Below are 1,374 nucleotides of genomic sequence, written 5' to 3' on the forward strand. Positions count from 1 at the left end.
TTCTTTTGAACGCGAAACTGTGTAAGGCGCTCGCACGGCCAGAAGACCGCATACTAGCAGGCAAATGTGTGAAATGCGGGCGCGAAGTCTACGCTGCAAAACACGACCTGGAAACGCACTGTGAATATTGTGGCATGCTCAACGATTTAACCACTCTGCGCGCAGAATTAAAAAATCAGCGCGAACAATTACTCAAGAACCGCAGCTTGTACGGTAGTTTGAAACAGTTGACACAGATTGTAAACATGGTAAACGAGACAAGCTTCACATCTAGCCAGGTACGTCAGCTTATCCGCAACCGGACAATTCGCGGATTGAAGATTGGCGGCCAGTATTGGAGTGTTGACTCGGACACGATACGACTCGACCGTGAATAGTACAGCGTATACTAAGCTCGTAGGAGGCGTTAATATGCGTGTAGGTTTAAGAAAGCCAAGCTTAAAGAAGAGTTTAAAAGCCCGCACGACCGGTAGGGCGAAACGAGCATTGAAGAAAGCGGTTAACCCGTTCTATGGTCGTAAAGGTATGGGGTTCATTCGTAACCCGAAGCGCAGTATTAAAAATAGGATCTATAAGCGTACAACATTTAGTATTTGGGATATTCTCAAAAAATTAAAATAAAACAAAAGTAGGGGGCTAACACTATACGGTGTTAGCCCCCTACTTATTTTCGCAAGATTTACAACAGCAATGGCAACAATTCCACTTGCCTATCCTGCGGCAACCCAGCAATAATACGAGCCTGTCTGTCTTTATCAAGACTCTTCAACACATCCACCTGCGCACTAACTGGCAGATTGCCGAGCACACTGATAAGAGGGTCACTAGTGCTAGTTTTTGCCACCTCTAACGGTTCCACGCTCTGACTGCTGATACTTGCTTGCATTTGACTATCAAGCCGTTCAGCAGTCCGCTCACGCTGCTCACGGCTAATATTCTGATACACTGTCACCGTCTTAATATCCGAGTGGCCCGCAATCTCCATAAGCTCCGCCAAGCTCGCTCCAGCCTCACCATAATGAGTCAAAGCCGTATGCCGTAAATCATGAAAATGCATACCTTCTAATCGTGGCACATGTTTGAGCGCTTTATACCAGTTTGCACGCAACTGTTGAGGTGCGAGCACTGTGCGTGTGCGTGGGGCTTTAATAATGAGCGCATCCGCTTCATCTTCCACGTATTTTATAAGATGCTCTTCAAGAGTATCTTTAAGCCATACGGGGATAGGCACTTTACGTACACTGTTTGCACTCTTAGGGTCGCCCACGATAAGTTGGCGTGGCTTCCCTAGTTCGTTCACCTGTTTTACAGCCTTGTCCACGTTCACGTTCATCGAGTCAAGGTCAATATCTTTACGTGTGAGTGCACAAATCT

General features: G+C 46.6%; 2 protein-coding genes. One reads left to right on the plus strand and one right to left on the minus strand.

Annotation, left to right across the window (positions count from 1 at the left end; genetic code table 11):
* Positions 1 to 377, plus strand: a 377-nt coding sequence (locus G531_RS26565; RefSeq protein WP_211221917.1) for a hypothetical protein, incomplete at its 5' end; no start/stop codon positions are given.
* A 302-nt stretch (positions 378 to 679) separates the two neighbouring features.
* Here the strand turns inward: G531_RS26565 and G531_RS25505 are convergent.
* On the minus strand, positions 680 to 1,374 hold a 695-nt coding region (locus G531_RS25505), incomplete at its 5' end, for a tyrosine-type recombinase/integrase (protein ID WP_155827993.1).

The organism is Granulicoccus phenolivorans DSM 17626 = NBRC 107789 = JCM 15570 (genome assembly GCF_000423085.1).
GTDB lineage: Bacteria > Actinomycetota > Actinomycetes > Propionibacteriales > Propionibacteriaceae > Granulicoccus > Granulicoccus phenolivorans.